The 21,967-nt window shown below is 65.5% G+C and carries 23 protein-coding genes and 1 pseudogene; 16 read left to right on the forward strand and 8 right to left on the reverse strand.

Going from position 1 to position 21,967, the window contains the following annotated elements:
* The first annotated feature begins 25 nt into the window (after positions 1-25).
* Together AC1DQR_RS16670 and AC1DQR_RS16675 are read left to right on the forward strand one after the other, a co-directional pair.
* Entirely contained in the window at positions 26-919 is an 894-nt protein-coding gene (locus AC1DQR_RS16670; protein WP_416051002.1) for a methionine ABC transporter ATP-binding protein, read from the forward strand.
* Positions 900-1,556 carry a methionine ABC transporter permease gene (locus AC1DQR_RS16675; protein ID WP_416051001.1) on the forward strand — a complete coding sequence of 219 codons (657 nt, stop codon included), beginning with the start codon at positions 900-902 and terminating at the stop codon, positions 1,554-1,556. The genes AC1DQR_RS16670 and AC1DQR_RS16675 overlap by 20 nt, the downstream gene beginning before the upstream one ends.
* Positions 1,557-1,649: 93 nt before the next feature.
* On the opposite strand, the gene AC1DQR_RS16680 is transcribed toward AC1DQR_RS16675, so the two are convergent.
* A complete protein-coding gene (locus tag AC1DQR_RS16680; RefSeq protein WP_416051000.1) occupies positions 1,650-2,471 on the reverse strand; it encodes a class II aldolase/adducin family protein in 822 nt (273 codons plus the stop codon).
* Between the two features lie 216 nt (positions 2,472-2,687).
* Between AC1DQR_RS16680 and AC1DQR_RS16685 the strand changes: the two genes are divergently transcribed.
* Complete coding sequence (locus AC1DQR_RS16685) at positions 2,688-3,653, forward strand: tripartite tricarboxylate transporter substrate binding protein (RefSeq protein ID WP_416050999.1); 966 nt, start codon at positions 2,688-2,690, stop codon at positions 3,651-3,653.
* Between the two features lie 94 nt (positions 3,654-3,747).
* On the opposite strand, the gene AC1DQR_RS16690 is transcribed toward AC1DQR_RS16685, so the two are convergent.
* Positions 3,748-4,797: a DUF418 domain-containing protein gene (locus tag AC1DQR_RS16690; protein ID WP_416050998.1), complete on the reverse strand. Its 1,050-nt coding sequence runs from the start codon at positions 4,795-4,797 to the stop codon at positions 3,748-3,750.
* Positions 4,794-5,369 (reverse strand): TetR/AcrR family transcriptional regulator, encoded by a 576-nt coding sequence (locus AC1DQR_RS16695; protein WP_416050997.1) that lies wholly within the window; start codon positions 5,367-5,369, stop codon positions 4,794-4,796. The genes AC1DQR_RS16690 and AC1DQR_RS16695 overlap by 4 nt, the downstream gene beginning before the upstream one ends.
* Before the next feature lie 124 nt (positions 5,370-5,493).
* Here AC1DQR_RS16695 and AC1DQR_RS16700 point away from each other — a divergent pair.
* Positions 5,494-5,607, forward strand: a pseudogene (locus AC1DQR_RS16700) (DUF2274 domain-containing protein); the annotation flags it as partial.
* Between the two features lie 5 nt (positions 5,608-5,612).
* Here the strand turns inward: AC1DQR_RS16700 and AC1DQR_RS16705 are convergent.
* Positions 5,613-6,824, reverse strand: a complete 1,212-nt coding sequence (locus AC1DQR_RS16705; RefSeq protein WP_477133384.1) for a multidrug effflux MFS transporter — start codon at positions 6,822-6,824, stop codon at positions 5,613-5,615.
* Between the two features lie 106 nt (positions 6,825-6,930).
* Between AC1DQR_RS16705 and AC1DQR_RS16710 the strand changes: the two genes are divergently transcribed.
* Entirely contained in the window at positions 6,931-7,800 is an 870-nt protein-coding gene (locus AC1DQR_RS16710; RefSeq protein ID WP_416050995.1) for a LysR family transcriptional regulator, read from the forward strand.
* 319 nt (positions 7,801-8,119) lie between these two features.
* On the opposite strand, the gene AC1DQR_RS16715 is transcribed toward AC1DQR_RS16710, so the two are convergent.
* The 3 genes from AC1DQR_RS16715 to AC1DQR_RS16725 form a co-directional block, all read right to left on the reverse strand.
* Entirely contained in the window at positions 8,120-9,130 is a 1,011-nt protein-coding gene (locus tag AC1DQR_RS16715; protein WP_477133385.1) for an AraC family transcriptional regulator, read from the reverse strand.
* 154 nt (positions 9,131-9,284) lie between these two features.
* The gene (locus AC1DQR_RS16720) at positions 9,285-10,340 is read right to left on the reverse strand and encodes an alkene reductase (RefSeq protein ID WP_174427523.1); all 1,056 of its coding nucleotides are present in this window, start codon (positions 10,338-10,340) and stop codon (positions 9,285-9,287) included.
* 72 nt (positions 10,341-10,412) lie between these two features.
* A complete protein-coding gene (locus AC1DQR_RS16725) occupies positions 10,413-10,709 on the reverse strand; it encodes an ArsR/SmtB family transcription factor (RefSeq protein WP_174427524.1) in 297 nt (98 codons plus the stop codon).
* Positions 10,710-10,947: 238 nt separating this feature from the next.
* Here AC1DQR_RS16725 and AC1DQR_RS16730 point away from each other — a divergent pair, with 238 nt between their 5' ends.
* The 3 genes from AC1DQR_RS16730 (at position 10,948) to AC1DQR_RS16740 (ending at position 15,301) form a co-directional block, all read left to right on the forward strand.
* Positions 10,948-12,177 (forward strand): MFS transporter, encoded by a 1,230-nt coding sequence (locus tag AC1DQR_RS16730; protein ID WP_416053320.1) that lies wholly within the window; start codon positions 10,948-10,950, stop codon positions 12,175-12,177.
* Positions 12,178-12,333: 156 nt separating this feature from the next.
* Positions 12,334-13,920 (forward strand): DUF1800 domain-containing protein, encoded by a 1,587-nt coding sequence (locus tag AC1DQR_RS16735; protein ID WP_477133386.1) that lies wholly within the window; start codon positions 12,334-12,336, stop codon positions 13,918-13,920.
* A gap of 28 nt (positions 13,921-13,948) precedes the next feature.
* Complete coding sequence (locus AC1DQR_RS16740) at positions 13,949-15,301, forward strand: DUF1501 domain-containing protein (RefSeq protein ID WP_477133387.1); 1,353 nt, start codon at positions 13,949-13,951, stop codon at positions 15,299-15,301.
* A 22-nt stretch (positions 15,302-15,323) separates the two neighbouring features.
* Here the strand turns inward: AC1DQR_RS16740 and AC1DQR_RS16745 are convergent, their stop codons facing one another.
* Complete coding sequence (locus AC1DQR_RS16745; RefSeq protein WP_416050991.1) at positions 15,324-15,908, reverse strand: gamma carbonic anhydrase family protein; 585 nt, start codon at positions 15,906-15,908, stop codon at positions 15,324-15,326.
* Between the two features lie 246 nt (positions 15,909-16,154).
* On the opposite strand from AC1DQR_RS16745, the gene AC1DQR_RS16750 reads away from it, so the two are divergent.
* The 8 genes from AC1DQR_RS16750 to AC1DQR_RS16785 all read left to right on the forward strand — a co-directional run bounded on the left by AC1DQR_RS16750 (position 16,155) and on the right by AC1DQR_RS16785 (position 21,855).
* The gene (locus AC1DQR_RS16750; RefSeq protein WP_477133388.1) at positions 16,155-16,883 is read left to right on the forward strand and encodes an SAM-dependent methyltransferase; all 729 of its coding nucleotides are present in this window, start codon (positions 16,155-16,157) and stop codon (positions 16,881-16,883) included.
* A gap of 151 nt (positions 16,884-17,034) precedes the next feature.
* Entirely contained in the window at positions 17,035-17,553 is a 519-nt protein-coding gene (locus AC1DQR_RS16755; RefSeq protein WP_416053319.1) for a BON domain-containing protein, read from the forward strand.
* Between the two features lie 160 nt (positions 17,554-17,713).
* A complete protein-coding gene (locus AC1DQR_RS16760) occupies positions 17,714-18,589 on the forward strand; it encodes a hypothetical protein (RefSeq protein WP_477133389.1) in 876 nt (291 codons plus the stop codon).
* A gap of 45 nt (positions 18,590-18,634) precedes the next feature.
* A complete protein-coding gene (locus AC1DQR_RS16765; protein ID WP_477133390.1) occupies positions 18,635-19,030 on the forward strand; it encodes a nuclear transport factor 2 family protein in 396 nt (131 codons plus the stop codon).
* Between the two features lie 137 nt (positions 19,031-19,167).
* The gene (locus AC1DQR_RS16770; RefSeq protein WP_416050987.1) at positions 19,168-19,665 is read left to right on the forward strand and encodes a MarR family winged helix-turn-helix transcriptional regulator; all 498 of its coding nucleotides are present in this window, start codon (positions 19,168-19,170) and stop codon (positions 19,663-19,665) included.
* A 185-nt stretch (positions 19,666-19,850) separates the two neighbouring features.
* Positions 19,851-20,276 carry an organic hydroperoxide resistance protein gene (locus AC1DQR_RS16775; protein ID WP_043353183.1) on the forward strand — a complete coding sequence of 142 codons (426 nt, stop codon included), beginning with the start codon at positions 19,851-19,853 and terminating at the stop codon, positions 20,274-20,276.
* Positions 20,277-20,420: 144 nt separating this feature from the next.
* Positions 20,421-21,347, forward strand: coding sequence for a LysR substrate-binding domain-containing protein (locus AC1DQR_RS16780; protein ID WP_174426806.1), 927 nt, complete (start codon positions 20,421-20,423; stop codon positions 21,345-21,347).
* A 133-nt stretch (positions 21,348-21,480) separates the two neighbouring features.
* Positions 21,481-21,855 carry a CzcE family metal-binding protein gene (locus AC1DQR_RS16785; protein ID WP_416050986.1) on the forward strand — a complete coding sequence of 125 codons (375 nt, stop codon included), beginning with the start codon at positions 21,481-21,483 and terminating at the stop codon, positions 21,853-21,855.
* The last annotated feature ends 112 nt before the right edge of the window (positions 21,856-21,967 follow it).

The raw sequence follows: 21,967 nt of genomic DNA on the forward strand, positions 1-21,967 counted from the left end.
ATGTTGTTTCCGGAGGATTTTCATCGTGTCACAGGCGCCCCCGCTGCAATCAAGTCCGCCGCACATCGTCTTCGAGCAGCTTGGCAAGCACTACCCGGGCGCGCCCGCGGCCGCTTTGCAGGACGTGTCGTTCACGGTGGCGCGCGCGGAGGTCTTCGGCATCATCGGGCGTAGCGGCGCGGGCAAGTCCACGCTCTTGCGCACCATCAACATGCTGGAGCGTCCCAGCGCCGGGCAGGTGCGCGTGGATGGCGTGGACGTGGGCACGCTGGATGAAGATGGCCTGGTGGCGCTGCGCCGGCGCATCGGCATGATCTTCCAGCATTTCAATTTGCTGTCGGCCAAGACCGTGTTCGAGAACGTGGCCTTGCCCTTGCGCGTGGCCGGCGTGCCGCGCGCGGAGATTGTGCCGCGCGTGATGGCGTTGCTGGAACTGGTGGGCCTGGCCGACAAGGCGCAGGTTTACCCGGCCACGCTGTCCGGCGGGCAGAAGCAGCGCGTGGGCATTGCGCGCGCGCTGGTGCACCGCCCGGAGATCCTGCTGTGCGACGAGGCTACCTCGGCGCTGGACCCCGAGACCACCGAGTCGATCCTGGCCCTGCTGCGCGATATCAACCGCACGCTTGGACTGACCGTGGTGCTGATCACGCACGACATGGCAGTGATCCGCCAGGCTTGCGACCGCGTGCTGGTGCTCGACCAAGGCCGTGCGGTGGAACTGGGCACGGTGTGGCAGGTGTTTGCCGAGCCGCAGGCCGCCGCCACGCTGGCGCTGCTGCGCCCGCTGCGGCTGGATTTGCCAGTGCCGGCCCGCGGCGAGTTTGCCAATGCCATGCATGCCGCCAATGCGGCCAACGCGTCGTACGCGAGTGCGCGCGCCAATATCGAGATACAGGCTTATGTTCCCGCCAATGGCTGACAAGTACGTGAGGGCGCTGGGCGAGACCTTGCTGATGGTGAGCGCCGCCTGCCTGGTGGTGTTTGTGTGCGGCATGGCGCTGGCCATCGTGCTGACGTTGAGCGCGCCGGGCGGCTTGCGCCCGCGTCCGCGGCTGCACCGTACGCTGTCGGCGCTGGTCAACACCTTCCGCTCGATCCCGTTCATCATCCTGCTGGTGGCGATGCTGCCCGTGACGCGGCTGATCGTCGGCACCACCATGGGCACGTGGGCGGCGGTGGTGCCGCTGAGCGTGCACCTGATTCCCTTCTTTGCGCGCATTGCGCAGGTCAGCCTGAACGAGATCGATCCGGGCCTGATCGAGGCCGCGCGCGCCATGGGCTGCCGGCGCTGGCACATCGTGCGCCACGTGCTGCTGCCCGAAGCGCTGCCCGGCATCGTTGGCGGCGCAACCGTCAGCGTGATCGCCATGATCGGCTCGTCGGCCATGGCCGGCGCGGTGGGCGCCGGCGGCCTGGGCGACCTGGCCATCCGCTACGGCTACGAGCGTTACGAGACCGCGGTGATGTTCAATGTGATCGTGATCCTGGTCGCGCTGGTCACGCTGGTGCAGTTTGGCGGCGAGCGGCTGGCGCGACGCTTCGACCACCGGCGCTGAGCCGGCCACGGAGCACGTGCCGTCGTTACCGCCGCACTGACAGTGACTGGCGGCTAATGACGATTACCGGCAACTACTGGCAATTACTGGCAATTACTGGCGATACGACGGGTCGCTGCGATCGAGCTGCCGCAGCAGGGCGGCCCAGTGCTTGCGCGTGACGGGGCCGCCGGCATTGCTCACCACCAGGTCCGCCACCTTGCGCGCCACGGCATCCGGCGCGATCACCAGGGGCGCACCGCCGGACTGCGCGGCCAGTTGCGCTACGCAGGCGCGCTCCAGCATATGCAGTTCCTGGAAGGCTTGCGCAATGGTGGGCGCGCAGGTCAGCAGGCCGTGGTTGCGCAGGATGAAGATGTCGCGCTCGCCCAGGTCCGCCACCAGCCGGGAGCGTTCGTCCAGGTCGATGGCGATGCCTTCGTAGTCGTGATAGGCCACCCTGTCGAAGAAGCGCATGGCGTGCTGCGAAATCATCAGCAGGCCATCGCGCTGCGCGGACACGCCGATGCCGGCGGCCGTGTGGGTATGGAGCACGCAGCCCACGTCGTGGCGCGCGGCGTGGATAGCGCTGTGGATCACGTAGCCGGCCGGGTTGATGCCAAGGCCGGTGTCGTCGCGCAGGATCTCGCCGTCGATATCGACCTTGACCAGGTTGGACGCGGTGATTTCTTCGAAGGTCAGGCCATAGGCGTTGATCAGGAAATGCGCATCGGGGCCCGGCACGCGCGCGGAGAAATGCGTGTAGATGTGATCGGTCCAGCGGAACTGCGCCGCCAGCCGGTAGGCCGCCGCCAGCTCCACGCGCACGGCCCACTCGGCGGGCGAGACCTCGGCCTGGACGGCGGGGAAGTGCAGCGCGGGGAGGGACAGGCTCGGGTCCGACAAGGCAAGCAGCGGTTCGGTGACGGCGTTCATGCGGCGCTCCGGAAGAAGGGGGAGCGGAACATCATACGGCTGCCGCCCGGGCTTGCCAACGCCGCAATCGGCATATGGAAATGCAAGGGCGGCAGGTGGCGATGCGGCGGCGCTGCGCCATCCCGTAGAATCCTCCCCTGCGCGGCCGCTCTCATGCGCCGCACGCCATGCACATACCCAGCACCACACATAAAACCAATAACGCAGGAGCCCCCCTTGAAGAAGCCCTTTGCCCTCATCGCCGCCGCAGCCGCATTGACGACGGCTGCCACCCTTGCCCACGCCGCTTATCCCGAGCGGCCCATCAAGCTGATCGTGCCCTTCCCGCCGGGGCAGGCCACCGACATCTTTGCGCGCGCGCTGGCCGAGCGGCTGGGCAAGCAGCTTGGCCAGCCGGTGGTGGTGGACAACCGTGCCGGGGCGGGCAGCAACCTCGGCATGGAGATCGCTTCCCACGCCGCGCCCGATGGCTACACGCTGGTGATGGCCGGCAGCGCGATGGCAGTCAACCAGACGCTGTACAAGAAACTGAACTACAACCCGCGCCAGGATTTCCAGCCGATCTCCGGCGTGTTCTCGGTGCCGCTGGTGTTCCTCGCCACGCCGGCTTCCGGCATCGTCTCGCTGTGCGACCTGATCGCCAAGGCCAAGGCCGCGCCCGGCAAATTCAGCTACGCCAGCGCAGGCGTGGGGGGGACCCAGCATCTGTCGGCCGAAATGCTCAAGGCCCAGGCCGGCATCTTCATGGTGCACATCCCCTACAAGGGCAGCGGCCCGGCGCAGTCGGACTTTCTCGGCAACCAGATCCCGCTGATGGTGGATTCGGTGACGGCGGCGCTGCCCCTGATCCAGTCGAAGAAGGCCGTGCCGCTGGCGGTCACGGTGGCCAAGCGCGTGCCGCAGCTGCCGTCAGTGCCCACGGTGCGCGAGGAAGGCGTTCCCGGCTTCGAAGCGCTGGGCTGGGCCATCCTGATGGCGCCCAAGGGCCTGCCACCCGCGCTCGTGAGCCAGCTCAACGCGGAAACGGTGAAGGCGCTGCAGTCGCCCGAGCTGTCGAAGTTCATCACCGACCGCGGCTCGGAGCCGATGCCGATGAGCCCGGAGGAAACCGGCAAGTTCGTCGACAGCGAGATCCGCAAGTGGGGCGCGGTGGTAAAACGCTCGGGCGCGCAGGCTGATTAAGCGCGGCTAACAAAACCATGTCTCGCCACATACCTGTTGAGCGTAGCCATGAGGCGATGGCGCAGCGGCTTGCAAGTGACCGGAATCCATGCGTCTAACGCACGGCTGTCAGCCATCGCATCAGGCGTTCAACTGGGCCTTGCCTCATCTTGAAGCTCCAAACCCAGGCCACGATTGTTGCAAATGCCAGAAAAGCTGATGCGGCCAGCGCGGCGTCGGTCAGAGTACAGTTGCCATCCAGCGCCCCAAGTGATTCCAGCAGGCCCATGCCGATGAAAATGTGTGCCAGATAGATGCTGAGGGTCATGCGCCCGGCGGGTAGCACGAATCTCAATGGCCGACCGGGCCACTGGCTGGAAATTCGCAGGCAAACGCCAATGGCAGCGCTGGCGCAGCCAATGCCCATGAGCAGATATAGCGGGCCCGGTGGCATAGGTGTCGTGCCTAGCAGCCAGGCAAAGGCGCTGTCCTGGCACAGGTGTGAGATTACACCAGCCAGCAAGGCCATCGACAATCCGGCTCCTGCCAACGCCCATTGCGTACTGGCGCATTGCAGTGGTAGATGTGCCAGCAACATGCCATATAGAAACAGCGCCAACCATGGCAGCACCGGATGGAATCCGTTGAACAGCAGGTTACGAGCGAAGCCGGCCGGCGTCCACAGGTCGGTGTAGTGTAACGCTGCCCATTCCCAACCTTGACTGTAGTCGGCGTTCAGCAAAGCCCACAATGAAACAGTTGCCACGGCCAACATGGTGGCGAGCAACGGTGCTGTCCTAGCTCGCAGCAACGGCAATACCAGCAGGAAATACATTGCGTAGTAGTGGATGATGTCGGCGGGAAATATCAGCAGATTAAGTAATCCTACAGATAGCAGGAATAGCGAACGGCGTAGCGTCCATATGCGTGCCGTTGTCGACTCCAGATTGCGTGTGGCTAGCACCAAGCCCAAGCCAGCCAGGACGACAAAGGTGGCTGACGCCTTGCCTTCAAGGAAGCCCAATAGTCCGTCCAGCCACGCCGGCCCACGGGCGGCAGGCTGCATCGCTAACCGGAAGTTGACCAGTATCATTCCGGCCAGCGCCAGATAGCGAGCCAGATCCAGACCATCCAGGCGCGGTTTTGCAGGGGGAGCAGACGTCATGTTCCAAGCAAGCCGTGCAGGAGTCCTGGATGGAGCGCATCCATTGCCTGGACAGAGGGATTGTCTTGGTAGCCGGCGGTTTCTGCCTGCGCCATCAACGCCTGGCGCAAGGCATCGTTCTCAACGATATCTAGCATCGCCTGTGCCACTAGCCGCGCGGGCGCAGTCGGTTTGAACACGCCGCGCTTCGTGGCACGTTCGATGGCATTTGTCAGGGTATCGAGCAACTGCCTGCGATTGCTCTCGAACGCAGGCATAAGAGCGGGACTTCGCGCGATTTCCGCCAGGCATTCAACGCCCAGTATCGCCCATTCGCGCTGCCGGCAAAGCGCCCAGTATGCTGCAAGGAACTGCTTTACCTGTTCCGTTGATGGATTGGTGGTTCTTTCGAGTGTGCGTAGCAGCGGCGCTAGTTCGGCCTGCTCCTGATTTGCAACTTCGGCAATAAGAGCCTGTTTGCCGGGAAAGTAGTTGTACAGGTTGCCCAGACTGACTGACGCAGCCAGAGCTATATCGCGCATGCTGGTCGCGTGAAAGCCTTTGTCTATGAAGCAGTCGATGGCGGCCTGCATGATGACGGTACGACGATCCGTCTGATGTCTATTTTGGCTCACAACGGAATAATATGAACGAACGTTTGTTCATTTTACGCATCGTGCTGGTAGCAAGGCAAGCAGAAAGCTGATCGATGCCTGCTACGCACTGGACCACACGCAGACCTACGGCGAAGCCGTCGATGTGACGAAACTGAGCCCCCACATGCTGGAGGCGTTCATGGCTGGGGATCGGGGATTCAAGAGGCGTACCTGATGGCCTCAGACCACGCCCGTCCGGCGTCCAGGCCGTGGCAGACAGGTGGACAGCGCGATCAGGCCGAGCACCAGCACCGCGCCGCTCAGCACGCCAAGACCGGTGCCGAAGGCCGCGCTGACACCCATTGCCACCAGCGCGGCGCTGCCGATCTGACAGAACCCTACCAGTCCCGACGCGGTGGCCGCATACCCGTGCTCGCTTGCAATGGCCCCGGACACCGCCAGCGACAGCGACGAACCATTGGCGAGACTGACCAGGCACATCGGTAGCACCACTGCGGTCGCGCCATGGAGCCCCAGCGCCGCCACGGCCAGGAATGCCACGCCGCCAAGCACGAAGCACATGATGCCGGCAGCGAGGATGCGGTCGTAGAGCCAGCGATCAAGCAACCGCTTGGCCAGCAGGTTGGCACCGATGATGCCGGCCGTCAGCGGCAGGTACAGCCAGCCGCTTTGTTCCTCACTCAATCCTTGGCGCGCGAAAAGAAACGGCGATTGGGTCAAGTAGACGAACCAAGCGCAATAGATCGCGCAGACCACCAATGTATAGCGGCGAAAAGTTCGGTCGCGCAGGACATGACTGAAGCCGGCAAAGGGAGAGGTCCGGGTGCGGGCAGCGATGGGTAGCGTTTCCGGTAGCAGCGTCATCACCATCAGTAGTGCCACGACACCGAACGCGGCAACGAACAAGAAGTCTGACCGCCAGCCGAAGGCCGCTGCCAGGTGCCCGCCTATGGCCGGTGCCAGGGCTGGCGACAGCGACACCAGCGGGTAGATCACCGCATAGACCTTGGCAGAGGTGCGCTTGTCGCAAGTGTCGGCGATCAGGGCGCGGCCAACGACAAGGCCTGCCGCCGCGCCGACTGCTTCAAGCATGCGCCACGCTAGGAACCCGTTGTAGGTGGCCGAGGTGGCACAGCCCACCGAGCCGACGATGTAGAAGGCGATGCCGGTCAGCAGTACGGGCTTGCGGCCATTGCGGTCCGACAGTGGCCCGTAGGCCAACTGGGCAATTGCTAGTGCCAGCAGGTAGAACGAGATTGTCTGCGGCATCTGCCAGTCGGCGACGCCGAATTCCGTGGTCATGCTCGGCATGGCGGGCAGATAGACGTCCGAAGCAATCAGGCCGAAGGCACTCAGCATGGCGACGGTCAGAATGAACGGTAAGCGAGGCATGGCAGCTCCCGGCAGCCAGGCGGGCCGGCTGCGCGTCAAAGGTTCAGAAGGGATGGGCGCTATGTTACGGAGATGCCTTCCATGTGAAAATGCACGAAACAGCAGCCTATGGCTGCATATTTGCAGTATTGACAATGGGGCAGTGATGAACTGGGACGACGTGCGGATATTCCTGGCAATTCAGCGCGCCAGCACCTTGCGCGGGGCAGCGCAGCAACTGGCCATCGACCAGACCACGGTGGGTCGGCGTCTGACCGGATTGGAGCAGGCGCTGGGCAGCCGGCTGTTCCTGCGCACCACGGGCGGCTTGGTGCTGACCGACACCGGCCAGCAAGTGCTGCGCATGGCCGAGGACATGGAGCGCATGGCTGTCTCCTTCGAGCGCCGCGGGGAAGGTGCCGATGCGCGCGTGGCCGGTGAGGTGCGCGTGACCACCACCGACGCGTTGGCGGTGGACTTCGTGGTTCCGGCCATTGAACGCCTGCGCGCCAGCCATCCCGAGGTGCGGGTGATCCTGAGCACCACGACGCGGCTGCTCGACCTGGCGCGGCGGGAGGCCGACATTGCTGTACGTACCCTGCGGCCGGAGCAACCGGACTTGATCGTCCGCCAACTCGGCTGCTGGGAAGTTGGCCTGTACGCAACCCGAGGCTATCTGGCCAAGCATGGTGAACCGCAGCCCGGAAAAGGCTTTGCGAGCCATGACATTGCGCTCTACCAGGAGGGTGTGACCGGCCGGCAGGACGACACGCTGGCGGGTGAATCCAGGGCACAGGGTCGCGTCGTTGCCGAACTGGATTCGAGTCTGATGCTCACGACCTTCGTGCGCGCCGGCTTGGCGATAGGCGAGTTACCCGAGTACCTGGCCCGGCGCGATCCCGCGCTGGTGCGGCTATGGCCGGAGTGCCGGCGGGCCAAGCCCTACGAGGCGTGGCTGGTGTTGCACCAAGACTTGGCGCGCACGGCCAGAGTGCGTGTCGTCGTGGAGGCGATCACATCGGCTTTCGCCGATTGAACGTCAGGCATGGGCGAGCCACGTATTCGCTTTTGGGGAGCGATGGTCGAGAGGCTGATATGACCCCCCGTGTCAATCGGGATTGGTTTGGTTCCGTTGACAGTTTCATGTAGTTTCGCCCACCCAATTCCCTGAGGGCGGCGTCCACATAAGCCACTCTAAGCGCGTGGCGTAAGGAAAAGAATGGCCGGGCGCCGCATGGCGGCTCCGGCCGTTCTTTTGAGTCCGGGGGGGGATCCCGTCCGCCATGCCCGCCTGCGCTTTAGCACCGCGCAGATCGTCTCGTGGGTCCTCTCATCCAGTTGGTAGTTCCGCAGCGCTATAGCGCACGCACGGGAATACACAGCTCGCAAGTCAGTGAGCCCGTTCGCGCGTCCAGCGCCGACACTGCCGAGAACCGCTCGAAGCACGGGCGCTCGTCGCATTGCAGACCGCTGGACGGCAGCCATTCGCGGGTCAGCCAGGTCCATGCCTGGGCGATGGTGGCAGGGGCGCCGCTGAATTGCGCCACGGCGTAACGTCCGCCCGGCAGGACGGAGATGCTGGCCTGGCCGCCGGGCTGGAAGGTTTCAGGTATCTCCACGCAGGCGTCGTAGCGGCACTTGTCCGGCGGCGTGATGCCGGGGGCGTCGTGCCCGATGCCGTAACACGTTTGCCCGGCCAGGCCGTTGGCGTGCATCCATGGCGCGACGGCTTCACGCCAGAAGGTGCCGATCGCCGGACCGTAGGGGCCGATGTGGCGTTGGTAGGCGACACGTGCCTCGGGTAGATCGATGACGCGGACTTCCATATTGCTCTCTCCATCTGTTTGGCAGGAGAGGCCATGGTCGATGAAAGCACCGCCATCCACCTGATCGGCATTGCGCAGGACCTGATCCGGATTGCTATGGCGGTCGGCCAGGCGCGCGCGCGCCGCCGCGACCTGCGTGGCCCGGTGTTCGGCTGCGCCGGCGCGCCAGGCAGAGGGCGTGCAGCCAAACTTGAGCTTGAAGGCGCGCGCGAATGCCTCGCCGGAGCCGAATCCGGTGGCCAGTGCGATTTCCAGCACCGAGGCGCCGGGTTTGCAAGCCAGCTGAAATGCGGCGGACTCGAGCCGGCGCCGGCGTGCGTAGTCGCCCAGCGTCTCGCCCATCCAGGCCGCGAACAAGCGGTGAAAATGGAAGCGGGAAAAGTTAGCGACGTCCGCCAGTTGGGCCAGGTCGAGCGGTGTGTCCAGATGCTGGTCGATATAGTCGAGCACGCGGTTCATGCGCCGCGTGTACTCCGCGCGATGGATGCGCAGCTGCGATGGGTCTGACTGCGGGCCTTCTGCTTGGTCGGTGGGTGCCATGGCTGCGGATTATGGCATGACGGCGACAAGCGCAAACCGTCCCGACCAACGGAAAACGCCCCGCGCTGGGCGGGGCGTTCAACCGTTCAACTACTCGACCAGTTCGCCTGGCCACGCGCGCTCATGCAAGCCAGCGCGGGCCCGGCAGCCGTGCTCAGGCAAGCGCGGGGTAGTCGATATAACCTTCTGCGCCCGAGTGGTAGTAAGTCTCCGGCTGCGGCGCGTTCAGCGGCGCGTCGATCTGCAGGCGGCGCGGCAGGTCCGGGTTGGCGATGAACAGCTGGCCAAAGGCCACCGCATCGGCTTCACCGGCTTGCAGCACGTGCTCGGCGGTTTCCTTGGTCATCTTCTCGTTGGCGATATAGGTGCCGCCAAATGCCTTCTTCAGCGCGGGGCCGAGGCGGGGCTCGCCCAGCGCTTCACGTGAGCAGATGAAGGCAATGCCGCGCTTGCCGAGTTCGCGCGCCACGTAGCCAAAGGTGGCCGGCAGGTCCGAGTCGCCCATGTCGTGCGCATCGGCGCGCGGTGCCAGGTGCACGCCCACGCGCGATGCGCCCCACACGTCGATGCAGGCGTCGGTCACTTCCAGCAGCAGGCGGGCGCGGTTTTCGAGCGAGCCGCCGTAGGCGTCGGTGCGCTTGTTGGTGCTGTCCTGCAGGAACTGGTCGAGCAGGTAGCCGTTGGCGCCGTGCACTTCCACGCCGTCGAAGCCGGCGGCCTTGGCGTTCTCGGCGCCGTGGCGGTAGGCCGCGACGATGCCGGGGATCTCATCGGTTTCCAGCGCGCGCGGCGTGACAAACGCGCGCTTGGGGCGCACCAGGCTGACATTGCCCGCGGCGGCAATGGCGCTGGGCGCCACCGGTAGTTCGCCGTCCAGGAAGACCGGATCGGAAATACGGCCCACGTGCCACAGCTGCAGGAAGATGCGGCCGCCGGCGGCGTGAACGGCATCGGTCACCACCTTCCAGCCGGCGACTTGCTCGTCGGACCAGATTCCCGGGGTGTCGGCATAGCCCACGCCTTGCGGGGTGACCGAGGTGGCTTCGCTGAGGATCAGGCCTGCGGAGGCGCGCTGCACGTAGTACTCGGCCATCAGGGCGTTGGGCACGCGGCCGCCGCCCACTGCGCGCGAGCGCGTCAGCGGCGCCATGATGACGCGGTTGGGGAGGTCGAGGTCGCCGATGCGGATGGGGTCGAAGAGAGAGGTCATGTCAGTTTGTCTGGGTGTCGAGGAGAGTGGCGCACCGTGGGTGCGTAAGTAGGCGCTCGCGCGCCGCCGGTATCAAAGATCGCTGTGCATGTGATCGAGAAAGGCCTGGATGGTCTGCTCGTCGCGCTTGAAAAAAATCCATTGGCCAACCCGCTTGGAAGTCACCAGCCCGGCGCGTTGCAACGTGGCGAGATGTGCCGACACGGTGGATTGCGACAATCCGGTGCGCGCGTCGATCAGGCCCGCGCAGACGCCCAGCTCGAGCGGATAGTCCTGCACGGCGAAATTCTCCTGCGGGGCTTTCAGCCAGGCGAGGATGCTGCGCCGTACGGGATTGGCCAGGGCCTTGTGGATGGCGTCGATGTCCATTGCGTGGGTTTGTCCGGTATCGGAGGCGCGGGCTGTTTCGCGTTTCGGCGAAACATATATCCGCTTCTCACAAAATTAATATCGTGACTATACGATATACGTCGCGGCTCTGCTGGAGAGGACTTTGCGCCACCTAATAGTGCCTACTTGACGTATGGTTATTTCTATCTGGTTGCTTAAAGAAACCAATGTGACTTAGACTCCGTTCAGTTTCTTTATAAAACCAAGTGGGTCCATGATGACGCCTAACCCAGCCACCGCCGCCACCCTGGCCACCGCACCGTTGGCGCAGACCTCGGACGCGCCGTCTGCCATGCCGTCGTCGCTGGTCTGGCTGTTCGCATTGGCGTGTGGGCTGAGCGTGGCCAACGTCTACTACGCGCAGCCCTTGCTGGATGCGATGGCGCGCGAGTTCGGCTTCGGCTATGGCTCGGTCGGCATCGTCGTCACGGCCACGCAGGCGGGTTGCGCGCTGGCGTTGCTGCTGCTGGTGCCGGTGGGCGACCTGGTGGACCGGCGCCGCCTGATCCTGCTGCAGTTGCTATTGCTCGCCGTCGCCCTGGCGCTTGTGGCGGCGGCTTCCACCCGCACGGCATTGCTGGCAGGCATGCTCGCGGTGGGCTTGCTGGGCACGGCGATGACCCAGGGGCTGATTGCGTTCGCGGCCACGCTCGCCGCGCCGGCCGAGCGCGGGCGCGTGGTGGGCGCCGCGCAGGGCGGCGTGGTGATCGGCTTGCTGATGGCGCGGGCCATGGCGGGCGCGCTGGCGGATCTTGCCGGCTGGCGCGCGGTGTACGTGGTCTCGGGCGTGCTGGCGTTGCTGATGATCGGGCTGCTGGCGCGCCGTTTGCCGCGGCAGGCCAGCGCGCCGGTGAAGATGCGCTACATCAGCCTGCTCGCGTCGATGTTCACGCTGCTGGCGCAGGAGCGCACGCTGCAGGTCCGCGGCGTGCTCGCCATGCTGATGTTCGCCGCGTTCAGCGTGTTCTGGACCGCGCTGGTGCTGCCGCTGAGCGCGCCGCCGTATTCCATGTCGCATACCGCTATCGGTGCCTTTGGGCTGGTTGGCGCCGTGGGCGCGCTGGCGGCTGCGCGCGCCGGGCGCCTCGCGGATCGCGGGCTGGGGCAGTGGACCACCGGCATCGCGCTGGTGCTGCTGGTGGCGTGCTGGGCGCCGCTGGCGTTTGCGCGGGAGTCGCTGTGGCTGCTGGTGGCGGGCATCATCGTGCTGGACCTGGCCGGGCAGGCCATCCATGTCACCAACCAGAGCATGGTGTTTCGGGTGCGGCCGGAAGCGCACGGCCGGCTGGTGGGCTGCTACATGTTGTTCTATGCGCTTGGCAGCGGTGCTGGGTCCATCGCCTCGACGCATGTCTATGCATGCGCAGGATGGTCCGGCGTTTGCATGCTGGGCGCGGCGATCAGCGCGGCCGCGCTGGTATTCTGGGGGGTGACCTTACGTCGGTAACACGGCGATAAAGCGGCGATAAAGCGGCGATAAAGCGGCGGGAACTTTCATTTTGCTTACGGGTTCAGGCTGGATATCGGGTGAATCCACGTCAACCAAATCCCGTCCGCCAGCGTAAGAGCGGTGTCACCCCTTGGGGTTCGAGACAGGCCAACCATGTCCTTGAACATTTCACGCCTGCTGTCACGCCTGATGTCGGTTTGCCTCCTGAGTGCGGCCGCAGGCCTGCTGGGTGCTTGCGCGCAAGGCGGCGGCGCGCCGGAGGGCACAACCGGTGCGGCCCTGAAGCCGGCCGACCTGCACTGGCTCAACACCGTTACCTTCGGCGCCAACCAGTCCAGCATCGAGCGCCTGCGCAAGCTGGGGCGCGAGCGCTATCTCGATGAGCAACTCAAGGCGCCCGGCACCGATACGGGCGAGCTTGCCACCACCATCGGGGCGCTGAGCATCGCCCAGCAAAGCGGTGAGCAAAGGCTGCGCGGCGTGCGCGCCGAGCAGCAGCGCATCAACACCCTTACCGACGAAGACGAAAAACAGAAGGCGCGCGACGCGCTCAACCGCAGCGGCAACGACGTGGTGCTCGACACCAGCCGCCGCCATCTGCTGCGCGCCCTCTACTCGCCCGCACAGCTGCGCGAGCAGATGACGTGGTTCTGGATGAACCACTTCAGCGTGTACTCCGGCAAGGGCTCGGTGCGCTGGGTGCTGGCCGACTACGAGGACAAGGCGGTGCGCCCGCAAGCGCTGGGCAAGTTCCGCGACCTGCTGATGGCGACCGTGACATCGCCCGCCATGCTGGAGTACCTGGACAACGCGCAGAGCGCGGTCAACCGCATCAACGAGAACTATGCGCGCGAGCTGATGGAGCTGCACACGCTGGGCGTGGCCGGCGGCCCGAGCGGCTCGCGCTATACGCAGCAGGATGTGCAGGAGCTGGCCCGCGTGCTGACCGGCCTGGGCATCAACGCCAGCGGCGAGCCGCCCAAGCTCGCGCCGCAAAAGCAGGCGTTTTACCGCGCGGGCGGGCTGTTCGAGTTCAACCCGAACCGGCACGACTTCGGGCCCAAGACCTTGCTTGGCCATCGTATCGAGCCGAGCGGTTTCCACGAGGTAGAGCAGGCCGTGGAGATTCTCAGCCGCGATCCGGCCACCGCGCGCTTCATCTCCTACAAGCTCGCCGCGCACTTCGTCGGCGATGCGCCGCCGCCGTCGCTCGTCAGTCGCATGGCAGGCACCTTCACGCAGACCGATGGCGATATCGCGGCGGTGCTGCGCACGCTGTTCCTGTCGCCTGAGCTGAACACCACGCTGGCCTCCGGCACGCGCAAGTTCAAGGACCCGATGCAGTTTGTGGCTTCGTCGCTGCGGCTGGCATATGACGGCCGCACGGTGGCCAACCTGCGCCCCGCCATCGGCTGGCTTAACCAGCTTGGCGAGCCGCTCTATGGCCGCATCACGCCGGACGGTTTCCCGGCAGCGGAGAGCGCATGGGCCAGTTCCGGGCAGATGGTCAAGCGCTTCGAGATCGCGCGCGCCATTGGCTCGGGGCAGGCCGGGCTGTTCTCCAAGGATGATGGCAAGCCGGCCGAGCGCACCGGCTTTCCTTTGCTGACCAACCGCGTGTTCTTCGACAGCATCGAATCCACGCTCGGCCCCGCCACGCGCACCGCGATGACGCAGGCAACGTCGCAGGCGGAGTGGAACACCATCTTGCTGTCGTCGCCCGAATGGATGCAGGACTGAGCAGTCCGCCCTGAACAAGGAGTACCCCATGCAACGACGTGACTGGCTAAAGGGCGCGGGGCTTGCCGGACTGGCGGCATTGGCGCCCGGCATCGTCTCGCGCGCCTACGCGCTGCCGCAGCAGGCCGATGCGCGTTTCCTGCTGGTGTTCCTGCGTGGTGGCTACGATGCCACCAACGTGCTGGTGCCCGCGGGCAGCGATTTCTACTACGCATCGCGCCCGACCATCGCCATTGCCAGGCCGGTGGCGCAGGGCGCTCCGGCCGATCCGCGCGCCGCGCTGTCGCTGGCGGCGGCCTTCGATGGCGGCGCGGGCAGGGGCATCGATGCGTGGGCGCTGCACCCCGCGCTCAAGGACAGCCTGCTGCCGCTGTGGCAGAAGCAGCAGCTTGCGTTCGTGCCGTTTGCCGGCACCGATGACCTCTCGCGCAGCCACTTCGAGACGCAGGACGGGGTCGAGGCCGGCTTGCCGCTCGCCGGCAACGGCAAGGGCAGCGCACGCATCGATGCCTCGCTGCGCGGCACCGGCTTTCTCAACCGGCTGGCCGAATCCATGGGCGGACGCGCCGCGCCCGTCGCCTTTACCGACGGCCTGCCGATGGTGCTGAGCGGCGCGCTCACCGTGCCCAATGTCTCGCTCAAGGGTACCGGACGCACGCCCTTCGACGAGCGCCAGACCCGCATGCTTGCGCAGATGTATCGCGGCACCCGCTTCGAGTCGCTGATCAACGAGGGCTTCGAGCTGCGCCAGACCGTGGCGCAGGAGGCCGAGGCCATGCAGCGCCGCAACACAATGATGGCCGCGAACCTGCCCGCGCAGGCCGAGCCTGACATGGCGGGCCGCATGCAGGAGATGCAGGCGGCCAACCGCCGCGCGCTCAGCGCCAAGGGCTTCGAGGTGGAAGCGCGCCGCATGGCGGGGCTGATGCGCGAGCGCTTCAATCTTGGCTTTATCGATGTCGGTGGCTGGGATACGCACGTGAACCAGGGCGGCGCACAGGGGCAGTTGGCCAACCTGCTCGATAACCTCGGGCGCGGCATCTCCGGATTCGCGGACGAGATTGGACCTGTGTGGAGCAAGACCACCGTGGTGGTGGTCTCCGAATTCGGCCGCACTTTCCGCGAGAACGGCACGCGCGGCACCGACCACGGCCATGGCACGGTGTACTGGGTGGCCGGCGGCGCCGTGCGTGGCGGGCGCATCGCCGGCGAGCAAGTGGCGGTGGAGCAGCGCACGCTGAACCAGAATCGCGACTGGCCGGTGCTCAATGAATACCGCGCGATGCTGGGCGGGATCTTCAAGCGCCTGTACGGGCTGGACGATGCGCGCCTGGCGCATGTGTTTCCCGATGCGCGGGCAGTGGATATCGGGCTGGTCTAGCTCGCGGTGATCGTGGCGGGTGTCAAGCGTCGGTCGCGTCCAACTCCGCCTGCAGCCTCTCCACCTCCCGCATCATCTGCGCCGAAAACGCCGGCCCTTCCCACGCCCGATAATTCTGCTCCGCATAGGCCAGCGCGTTCTTGTAATACAAGAACGCATTGAGCCGGTTGCGCACATAGTTGTTCTGCGTGCGCGTGACCTTGCCCGGGCTGCCCATCACGATGGAGTTGGGCGGAATCACGGTGCCTTCCTTGAGGAAAGCGTGTCCGGCAATGATGCAGTTATCGCCGATCACGCAGCCGTCCATGATTGTGGCGTTGATGCCGATCAGGCAGTTGTCGCCGATAGTGCAGCCGTGGATGGTGCAGTGGTGGGTGATCGAGCAGTGACTGCCGATGATGGTCGGCGTGCGATCGCCGATATGCAGCATCGCGAAGTCCTGGATATTGGTGTAGGCGCCGATCACGATTTCCCGGCTCTCGGCGCGCGCTGCCACATTGATCCAGATCGATGCGCCCTCGTGCACGGTGATCTTGCCGTAGAGGTAGGCCGATTCGTGCACGTAGGCGGTGGGGTGCAAGCTCACATCGGGGCCGATGAATGCCATCGCGGTCTCCTTGGGTTATTTTTGGAATGCGCAGATTGTACGTCGATGCGTTGATGCGCCGGGGTGCGTTCCATCTGCCGCGTCGATGCCTTCGCGACGGGTTCGTTTCCGCTTTTGTATTCGATCTTGTGCTGGTAGGTCTCATACCAGCATAAGTTGTCATCTTGTCGCGCCGGGACCGGCCCTTTAGGCTGTTCAGGGTCATCTCCCCGCAACAAGACAGAGCGAACGAAGAGGAACGCTTCCATGACCCCCAATAAAACTGCCGCCGCGGATCCCGCCGCCAAATTCGACCCCAACCGCGCTGGCGAGTACGAAAAGCAAAGCCGTATCGCGCTGGCTGGCTACGACGCCTGCCATGAACTGTCCGCCTGCATGCTGGCGGCAACGCTCGGCGCCGGGCGCGCGGCCGAGGTGCTGGTGGTCGGCGCCGGCGGCACGGCGCAGGAGATCGTCTGCGCGGCCAGGCTGGAGCCGGCGTGGCGCTTTACGGCGGTCGATCCGTCGGCGCCGATGCTGGACCTTGCCATGGCGCGCGTCGCCCAGGCCGGGCTGGCCGAGCGCACGCATGCCGTGGCGGGCGTGGTGGAGGACCTGCCCGCCACGCCGCGTTTCGACGCCGCCACGTTGATCGGCGTGCTGCATCACCTGCCGGGGGACGAAGCCAAGCGCGATATCTTGCGCGCCATCGCTGCCCGCCTGAAACCGGGCGCGCCGCTGATCCTCGCCGGCAATTACCGCGCCTATGCCAGCGAGCCGCTGCTGCTGGCTGCGTGGGGCGAGCGCTGGCGCATGCAAGGCGCCAGCGCCGACGAGGTCCAGGCCAAGCTGGGCAAGATCCTGCAAGGCGCGGACCCGCCGCACTCGGAGGCTGCCGTGCAGGCGCTGCTCGCCGAGGCGGGCTTTGCCGCGCCGCAACGCTTCTTCGGCAGCTTGTTCTGGGGCGCGTGGCTGGCGCGCAAGCAGGGCAGCTGAGCCTGGACGCTCGCGCTTGTCCGGGCTTGGCGCGCAAGCCAGCCGGTTCTATCCTACGCAGACGAGAGCCGCCATCAAGGAGCTTGCCGTGCCCGTCCGCTCTTTGTCCTTGCCCGCGCAGATCGCCATGGTGGCGCTGGCCGGCACCGCCATGCTGGCCTGGCCGGCGCGCGGCGCCGACAGCGACCAGGAAAACCGTGGCCACGATCCCTTCTTCCAGATCTCGTCGCGCATTGCCGATTGCCCGGAGCCGCTCGGGCCTCGCGTGGACGAAGCACAATGGCGGCGCGACGCCCATCACCGGATCGAGGACGGCAACCACTGCTATGTCGAGGGCCGCTGCCGTCTCGGCAATGCCTACCAGTACGAGACGGAGATCGTAGAAAGCACGCAGCGCCGCCTGCAGTCGCTGTCGATCACGCTGCCGGGCTGGCGGGAATCCACGCTGTGGCTCACCGTGCGGGGCCGCTGGCTGCTGGTACAGGGCTGCGTGGGGCGGGGTTTCCCCGGGCAGCCCTTCGTGGCCGCACTGCGCGAAGTCGCCGACGTGGAGATCGTGGTCGACCAGATCACGGCGGATCCGGCGCGCGGCGTGCCTTATCCCGTATTCGGTGGCCGTCCCGGCCCGGCGGCGCCCGTTCCGCCGCAATCCGGCCGAGGGCCGAATTAGGCATGTTCTTCTTGGGCTTAGATTCTTTGATGCTGGCGCCAATCCGGGTTGTGGGGCGTCATGCCAAGTGCTACCTTCTGGGCGTGCTGGCGGCCCGTCCGGGTTGAAACCCCGACCCATGGGGAAGCGCCAGCGGCAGGTTTTTTGCTCGGGACACGACATGACTGCTCACCCTCACGGGCCGAAGCCCGCCTTCAGGCGGGTGGGTGCGGTGCTGCTTCCATTGCTGCTATGCGGGCTGGCCGATGAAGCCCTGGCGCAGCAAGGCCCCACCGACAGCCCGGCGCAGGGCGTGCCCGGCACCATCTGCGACGCGCCCTGGTTCCAGTCCGGCGCGCGGGCACAGATGGAGGCCAGTGGCGACATGCCGATGTCAATCACCATGACCATCCGGAACCCGACGTTCACGGAAAATGGCTGCAGCGCCTGGCTGTCGATCCACTCGAAGTCGGCGCTGGCGGCCATGATGGGCCCGCCGGTGGTGATGGACCAGGTCCACAAGATGACGTTCGACCGCGGCGCGGCGGCCGGCTCTGTCGGCACCGTGAGCAGCCAGCGCGCCACCATCAATGCGCAGGCGCGCTACACGCGGCTGTTCGGGCAGGCATCATTCCAGGGCAAAGGCGTGCTCAGCTACGCGGGCCTTGCGATACGGGAGGGCGTGGTGCTGCCGGGCGAGACGCTCAGTTCCAGCCTGGATCTCGAGATCCACAGCCTGGCAACGGACGAAATGGTCACGACCATTCGCGCGCCATCGGCCTCGGTTTCGGTTGGCGAGCGCCGTGTCGGCCGTGCGCAATCCATCGAGACCATGCTGGGCCGCCGCGAATGCATGCCGATCACTTACGAAAAGCGCACCTCGCTGGGGCCTTTGATGATGGGCGATGACCTCATCCAGACCGAGCCCGCGATCATGAACGTCACCGACTGGTACTGTCCGACGGAAGCGTTCGTGCTGCGCACGGAGGTGCGGCAAAAAGGCAAGGTCGAGAGAATCGACACGACTGCCATTGGCATGGACGACGACGCGCAGTGAGGCAGGATGCTGAGCGCTGGCGGGAACACCAAGGAGCACCACGACATGAACAACGAGAACCAAGAGATCGATTTGCTGCCCTTGCTCCGGCAACTCGAAACCGAGCTGCACCGTCCCGCCGCGCGCGGCGACCGCCATCGGCTGGACGCGCTGCTGCACGACGACTTCCTGGAATTCGGCCGCTCCGGTGGCATCTACACCAAGGCCGACACGCTGGACGAGTTGCCCACCGAAGCCGCCTCGGGCACGATCTGGGCGCAGGATTTCTCGCTGCGCTCGCTTGCGCCGGGCGTGGCCATGCTGAACTACCGCTCTGCCTGCCAGCAGCCCGACAGCCGGCTGGAGCGGTACACCCTGCGCACCTCGATCTGGACGCTGACTGACAAGGGTTGGCAGATGTCGTTTCACCAGGGCACGCCGACGGACCCTTTTTCTGCTTGACGCGGTTCAAGCCGGCTGAATTCCGCACTTTGATGTAAAGCGTCATGGCCACGACTGCCTGGTAAGGGCCGGTAAGGGCCGGTTCGGCAAGGAAAAATAGCTTGCAATTGAATCGCTCGCTATGTATATTTCAGCCCATGGACACGAAACGCACCTCCCGGACCAAGCAGGCCGTACATGACGCCACGGCAAATGCCGCGTCGGCGTTGCTTCTGGACCAGCAGTTCTGCTTTTCCGTGTACGCCACGTCGCTTGCGCTGAACAAGCTGTACCGCAAGTTGCTGGCACCGCTGGGCCTGACATATCCGCAGTATCTGGTGATGATGGTGCTGTGGGAAGCCGATGGCCTGACCGTGTCGGAAATCGGCGGCCGCCTGCATCTGGATTCGGCCACGCTGACCCCGCTGCTCAAGCGCATGGAAGCGCAGCAACTGCTGCGGCGTGAACGTGCCATTGCCGACGAGCGGCAGGTCATTGTCACGCTGACCGCCGAAGGCCATGCGCTCAAGGAGCCGGCGGAGGCGGTGCCCCGCGCGGTGCTGTGTGCCTCGGGCTGCAGCGTCGATCAGGTGGTGGCCGTGAAGGCGGAGCTGGACCAGTTGCGCGAGCGGTTTGCCGTAGCGGCCGGCGGGTAAGGATCAAGGCGCCGGCGCGATGGGAGCGGCGGCTGATGACGGGCTGAACAACTTGACAGCCCGTTTTGATTGTCTAATATATAGCGTGCTATTTAATAGCTAGCTATTAAATATGGAAAGCGAACAGGCTTTCTCCAACCCAAGGCTCGATGAGCCAGTTTTATCAACTAGCCAGGAGTGTCATCATGTCGATCGAAAAAGTCCTCTACCGTGCTTCCGCCACCGCAACCGGAGGCCGTGACGGCCGCGCCGTGTCGTCCGATGGCGCCCTGGATATCAAGCTGGCCACCCCGCGCGAGCTGGGTGGCGCGGGCGGCGCCGGCACCAACCCGGAGCAGCTGTTCGCAGCAGGCTACTCGGCTTGCTTTCTGGGCGCGCTGAAGTTCGTGGCGGCGCGTGACAAGGTGGCACTGCCTGCCGACACCGCCATCACCGGCCAGGTCGGCATCGGCGCTATTCCCACCGGGTTTGGCATCGAGGTGGATCTGAACATCGCGCTGCCCGGCCTGGACCGCGCCGTCGCGCAAGACCTGGTCGACAAGGCGCACGTGGTCTGCCCGTACTCGAATGCCACGCGTGGCAATATCGACGTGCGCCTGACGCTGATCTAAGCACGCATCTCCATCCCTGCGTCCCCGGGGCCGGCCCCGCGCAATGCTCTAAAATGAGCCCCCTTGCGCGGGGCCGTCTGCTTTGTCTCGCGTGCGGCATCAAGCGCCAAACGGCGAAGCAACAAGACAGCCCCCGGAGACACAGTGCGCTACGAGCTCACCGACCTGCGCCTGTTCCAGGCGATTGCAGAAGCGCAGAGCCTGTCCAGTGGCGCTTCTGCCAGCCACATCACGGCATCCGCCGCCAGCTACCGCCTCAAGAATCTCGAGCACGCGATGGGCACGGCCTTGTTCGTGCGCAGCGCGCGCGGCATGGAACTCACCCCTGCCGGCGAGACCTTGCTGGTGCACGTGCGCGAACTGCTGCGCGGCGTGGAGCGCATGCATGGCGAGGTCGGGCGCTTTTCCGCCGGACTCAAGGGCCATATCCGGCTGCTGGCCAACAGCAGCTCGCTCAACGGTTTTATCATCCCCAGCGTGAGCCGCTTCCTGGCCGCCAACCCGGACGTCAACATCGACCTGGAAGAGCGCGCCAGCCAGGCGATTCCGTGCGCCGTGGCTGCGCAAGAGGCCGATATCGGCATTCTGGCTGGCGATATCGATGCCAGCGACGTCCGTGCCGTGCGTTACGCGGTGGACGAACTGATCCTGGCGGTGCCCAACGGCCACCCGCTGGCGCGCCAGGCCGAACTGCGCTTCGGTGCCGCGCTGGATTTCGATTTCGTGTGCATGAGCCGCGGCAGCAGCAACTTTCTCTTCCTGCGCGACATGGCGCAGCGCGCCGGAAAAAGCCCCAACGTGCGGCTGCACGCCCATAGCTTCGAGGCCGCGTTGTCACTGGTCGAAGCCGGCGTGGGCGTGGCGCTGGTACCGCGCAGCGTGGCCGCGGCGGCCCTGCGCGAAGCCCGGATAGCTGGCGTGCGGCTGGCGGAAACCTGGGCCCGCCGCGAGCTGAACCTGATCGTGCGCGCCGAAGGCAAGCTGCCGTCCTTCACGGCGGCGTTCGTGCAATTCCTGCTCAATGATCCGCGTGTTGCCGCCACGCGGGAGGATGGCGCCCCGGTCGCGTAGTTGCCGGCGTCACCACTGAACATGAAAAAAGCGACTGAATGCACGATGAATATATCATTTTTAGAATAGATTCATCGTCGCTACACTTTCCTCGTGTACCCAAATCTGACAAGGGTAGGCACAAGGAAAAACGATGAACAAGAAGCAAACGCTCGCCGCCGCTCTGGCACTCTCCCTCCTCGGCATCGCCGCCGCCAGTCCCTCCGCCTGGAGCGCCACCGCGCCCACGCCGGCCACGAAAGCCGCCCGTGTCGCCGCCCTGTTCGGCAGTCCCGCCGACGTGAGCACGACGACCCGCACGGTCACGCTGGCCCCGGGCATGAACTACGTGAACGTGGCATCCGGCGAAACGGTGGCCTTTCGCGCTGGCGACAAGACCGTCGGCTGGACGTTCCTGGAGGCCATCGGCGGGACCTCGGTCGATATGAGGACCATCTTCCCGGAGGTGGCGCAGGCCAAGGGGATACGGGTGTACATCGCGCCGAGCCAGTTGTTTACCGGAGGCTGAACTGAGATGGCGTACAGCGAGCACGCCAACCCCCACATCTTCAAGCGGCCCTCAGGCCTGGTGGGCAATATACCCGCGCCGATGCTGGTGCGGCTGGTGACGCAGGGCGCGT

This window comes from Cupriavidus sp. 05L411 (assembly GCF_056398045.1).

Bases quoted from the DNA above. Each gene is read 5' to 3' on its own strand.
- AC1DQR_RS16720 (WP_174427523.1), bottom strand. From the start codon at position 10,340: ATGACCTCTCTCTTCGACCCCATCCGCATCGGCGACCTCGACCTCCCC.
- AC1DQR_RS16740 (WP_477133387.1), top strand. From the start codon at position 13,949: ATGCAACGACGTGACTGGCTAAAGGGCGCGGGGCTTGCCGGACTGGCG.
- AC1DQR_RS16785 (WP_416050986.1), top strand. From the start codon at position 21,481: ATGAACAAGAAGCAAACGCTCGCCGCCGCTCTGGCACTCTCCCTCCTC.
- AC1DQR_RS16760 (WP_477133389.1), top strand. From the start codon at position 17,714: ATGACTGCTCACCCTCACGGGCCGAAGCCCGCCTTCAGGCGGGTGGGT.
- AC1DQR_RS16680 (WP_416051000.1), bottom strand. From the start codon at position 2,471: ATGAACGCCGTCACCGAACCGCTGCTTGCCTTGTCGGACCCGAGCCTG.
- AC1DQR_RS16745 (WP_416050991.1), bottom strand. From the start codon at position 15,908: ATGGCATTCATCGGCCCCGATGTGAGCTTGCACCCCACCGCCTACGTG.
- AC1DQR_RS16690 (WP_416050998.1), bottom strand. From the start codon at position 4,797: ATGACGTCTGCTCCCCCTGCAAAACCGCGCCTGGATGGTCTGGATCTG.
- AC1DQR_RS16755 (WP_416053319.1), top strand. From the start codon at position 17,035: ATGCTGGCCTGGCCGGCGCGCGGCGCCGACAGCGACCAGGAAAACCGT.
- AC1DQR_RS16695 (WP_416050997.1), bottom strand. From the start codon at position 5,369: ATGCAGGCCGCCATCGACTGCTTCATAGACAAAGGCTTTCACGCGACC.
- AC1DQR_RS16750 (WP_477133388.1), top strand. From the start codon at position 16,155: ATGACCCCCAATAAAACTGCCGCCGCGGATCCCGCCGCCAAATTCGAC.
- AC1DQR_RS16765 (WP_477133390.1), top strand. From the start codon at position 18,635: ATGAACAACGAGAACCAAGAGATCGATTTGCTGCCCTTGCTCCGGCAA.
- AC1DQR_RS16730 (WP_416053320.1), top strand. From the start codon at position 10,948: ATGACGCCTAACCCAGCCACCGCCGCCACCCTGGCCACCGCACCGTTG.
- AC1DQR_RS16775 (WP_043353183.1), top strand. From the start codon at position 19,851: ATGTCGATCGAAAAAGTCCTCTACCGTGCTTCCGCCACCGCAACCGGA.
- AC1DQR_RS16770 (WP_416050987.1), top strand. From the start codon at position 19,168: ATGGACACGAAACGCACCTCCCGGACCAAGCAGGCCGTACATGACGCC.
- AC1DQR_RS16715 (WP_477133385.1), bottom strand. From the start codon at position 9,130: ATGGCACCCACCGACCAAGCAGAAGGCCCGCAGTCAGACCCATCGCAG.
- AC1DQR_RS16725 (WP_174427524.1), bottom strand. From the start codon at position 10,709: ATGGACATCGACGCCATCCACAAGGCCCTGGCCAATCCCGTACGGCGC.
- AC1DQR_RS16710 (WP_416050995.1), top strand. From the start codon at position 6,931: ATGAACTGGGACGACGTGCGGATATTCCTGGCAATTCAGCGCGCCAGC.
- AC1DQR_RS16735 (WP_477133386.1), top strand. From the start codon at position 12,334: ATGTCCTTGAACATTTCACGCCTGCTGTCACGCCTGATGTCGGTTTGC.
- AC1DQR_RS16675 (WP_416051001.1), top strand. From the start codon at position 900: ATGTTCCCGCCAATGGCTGACAAGTACGTGAGGGCGCTGGGCGAGACC.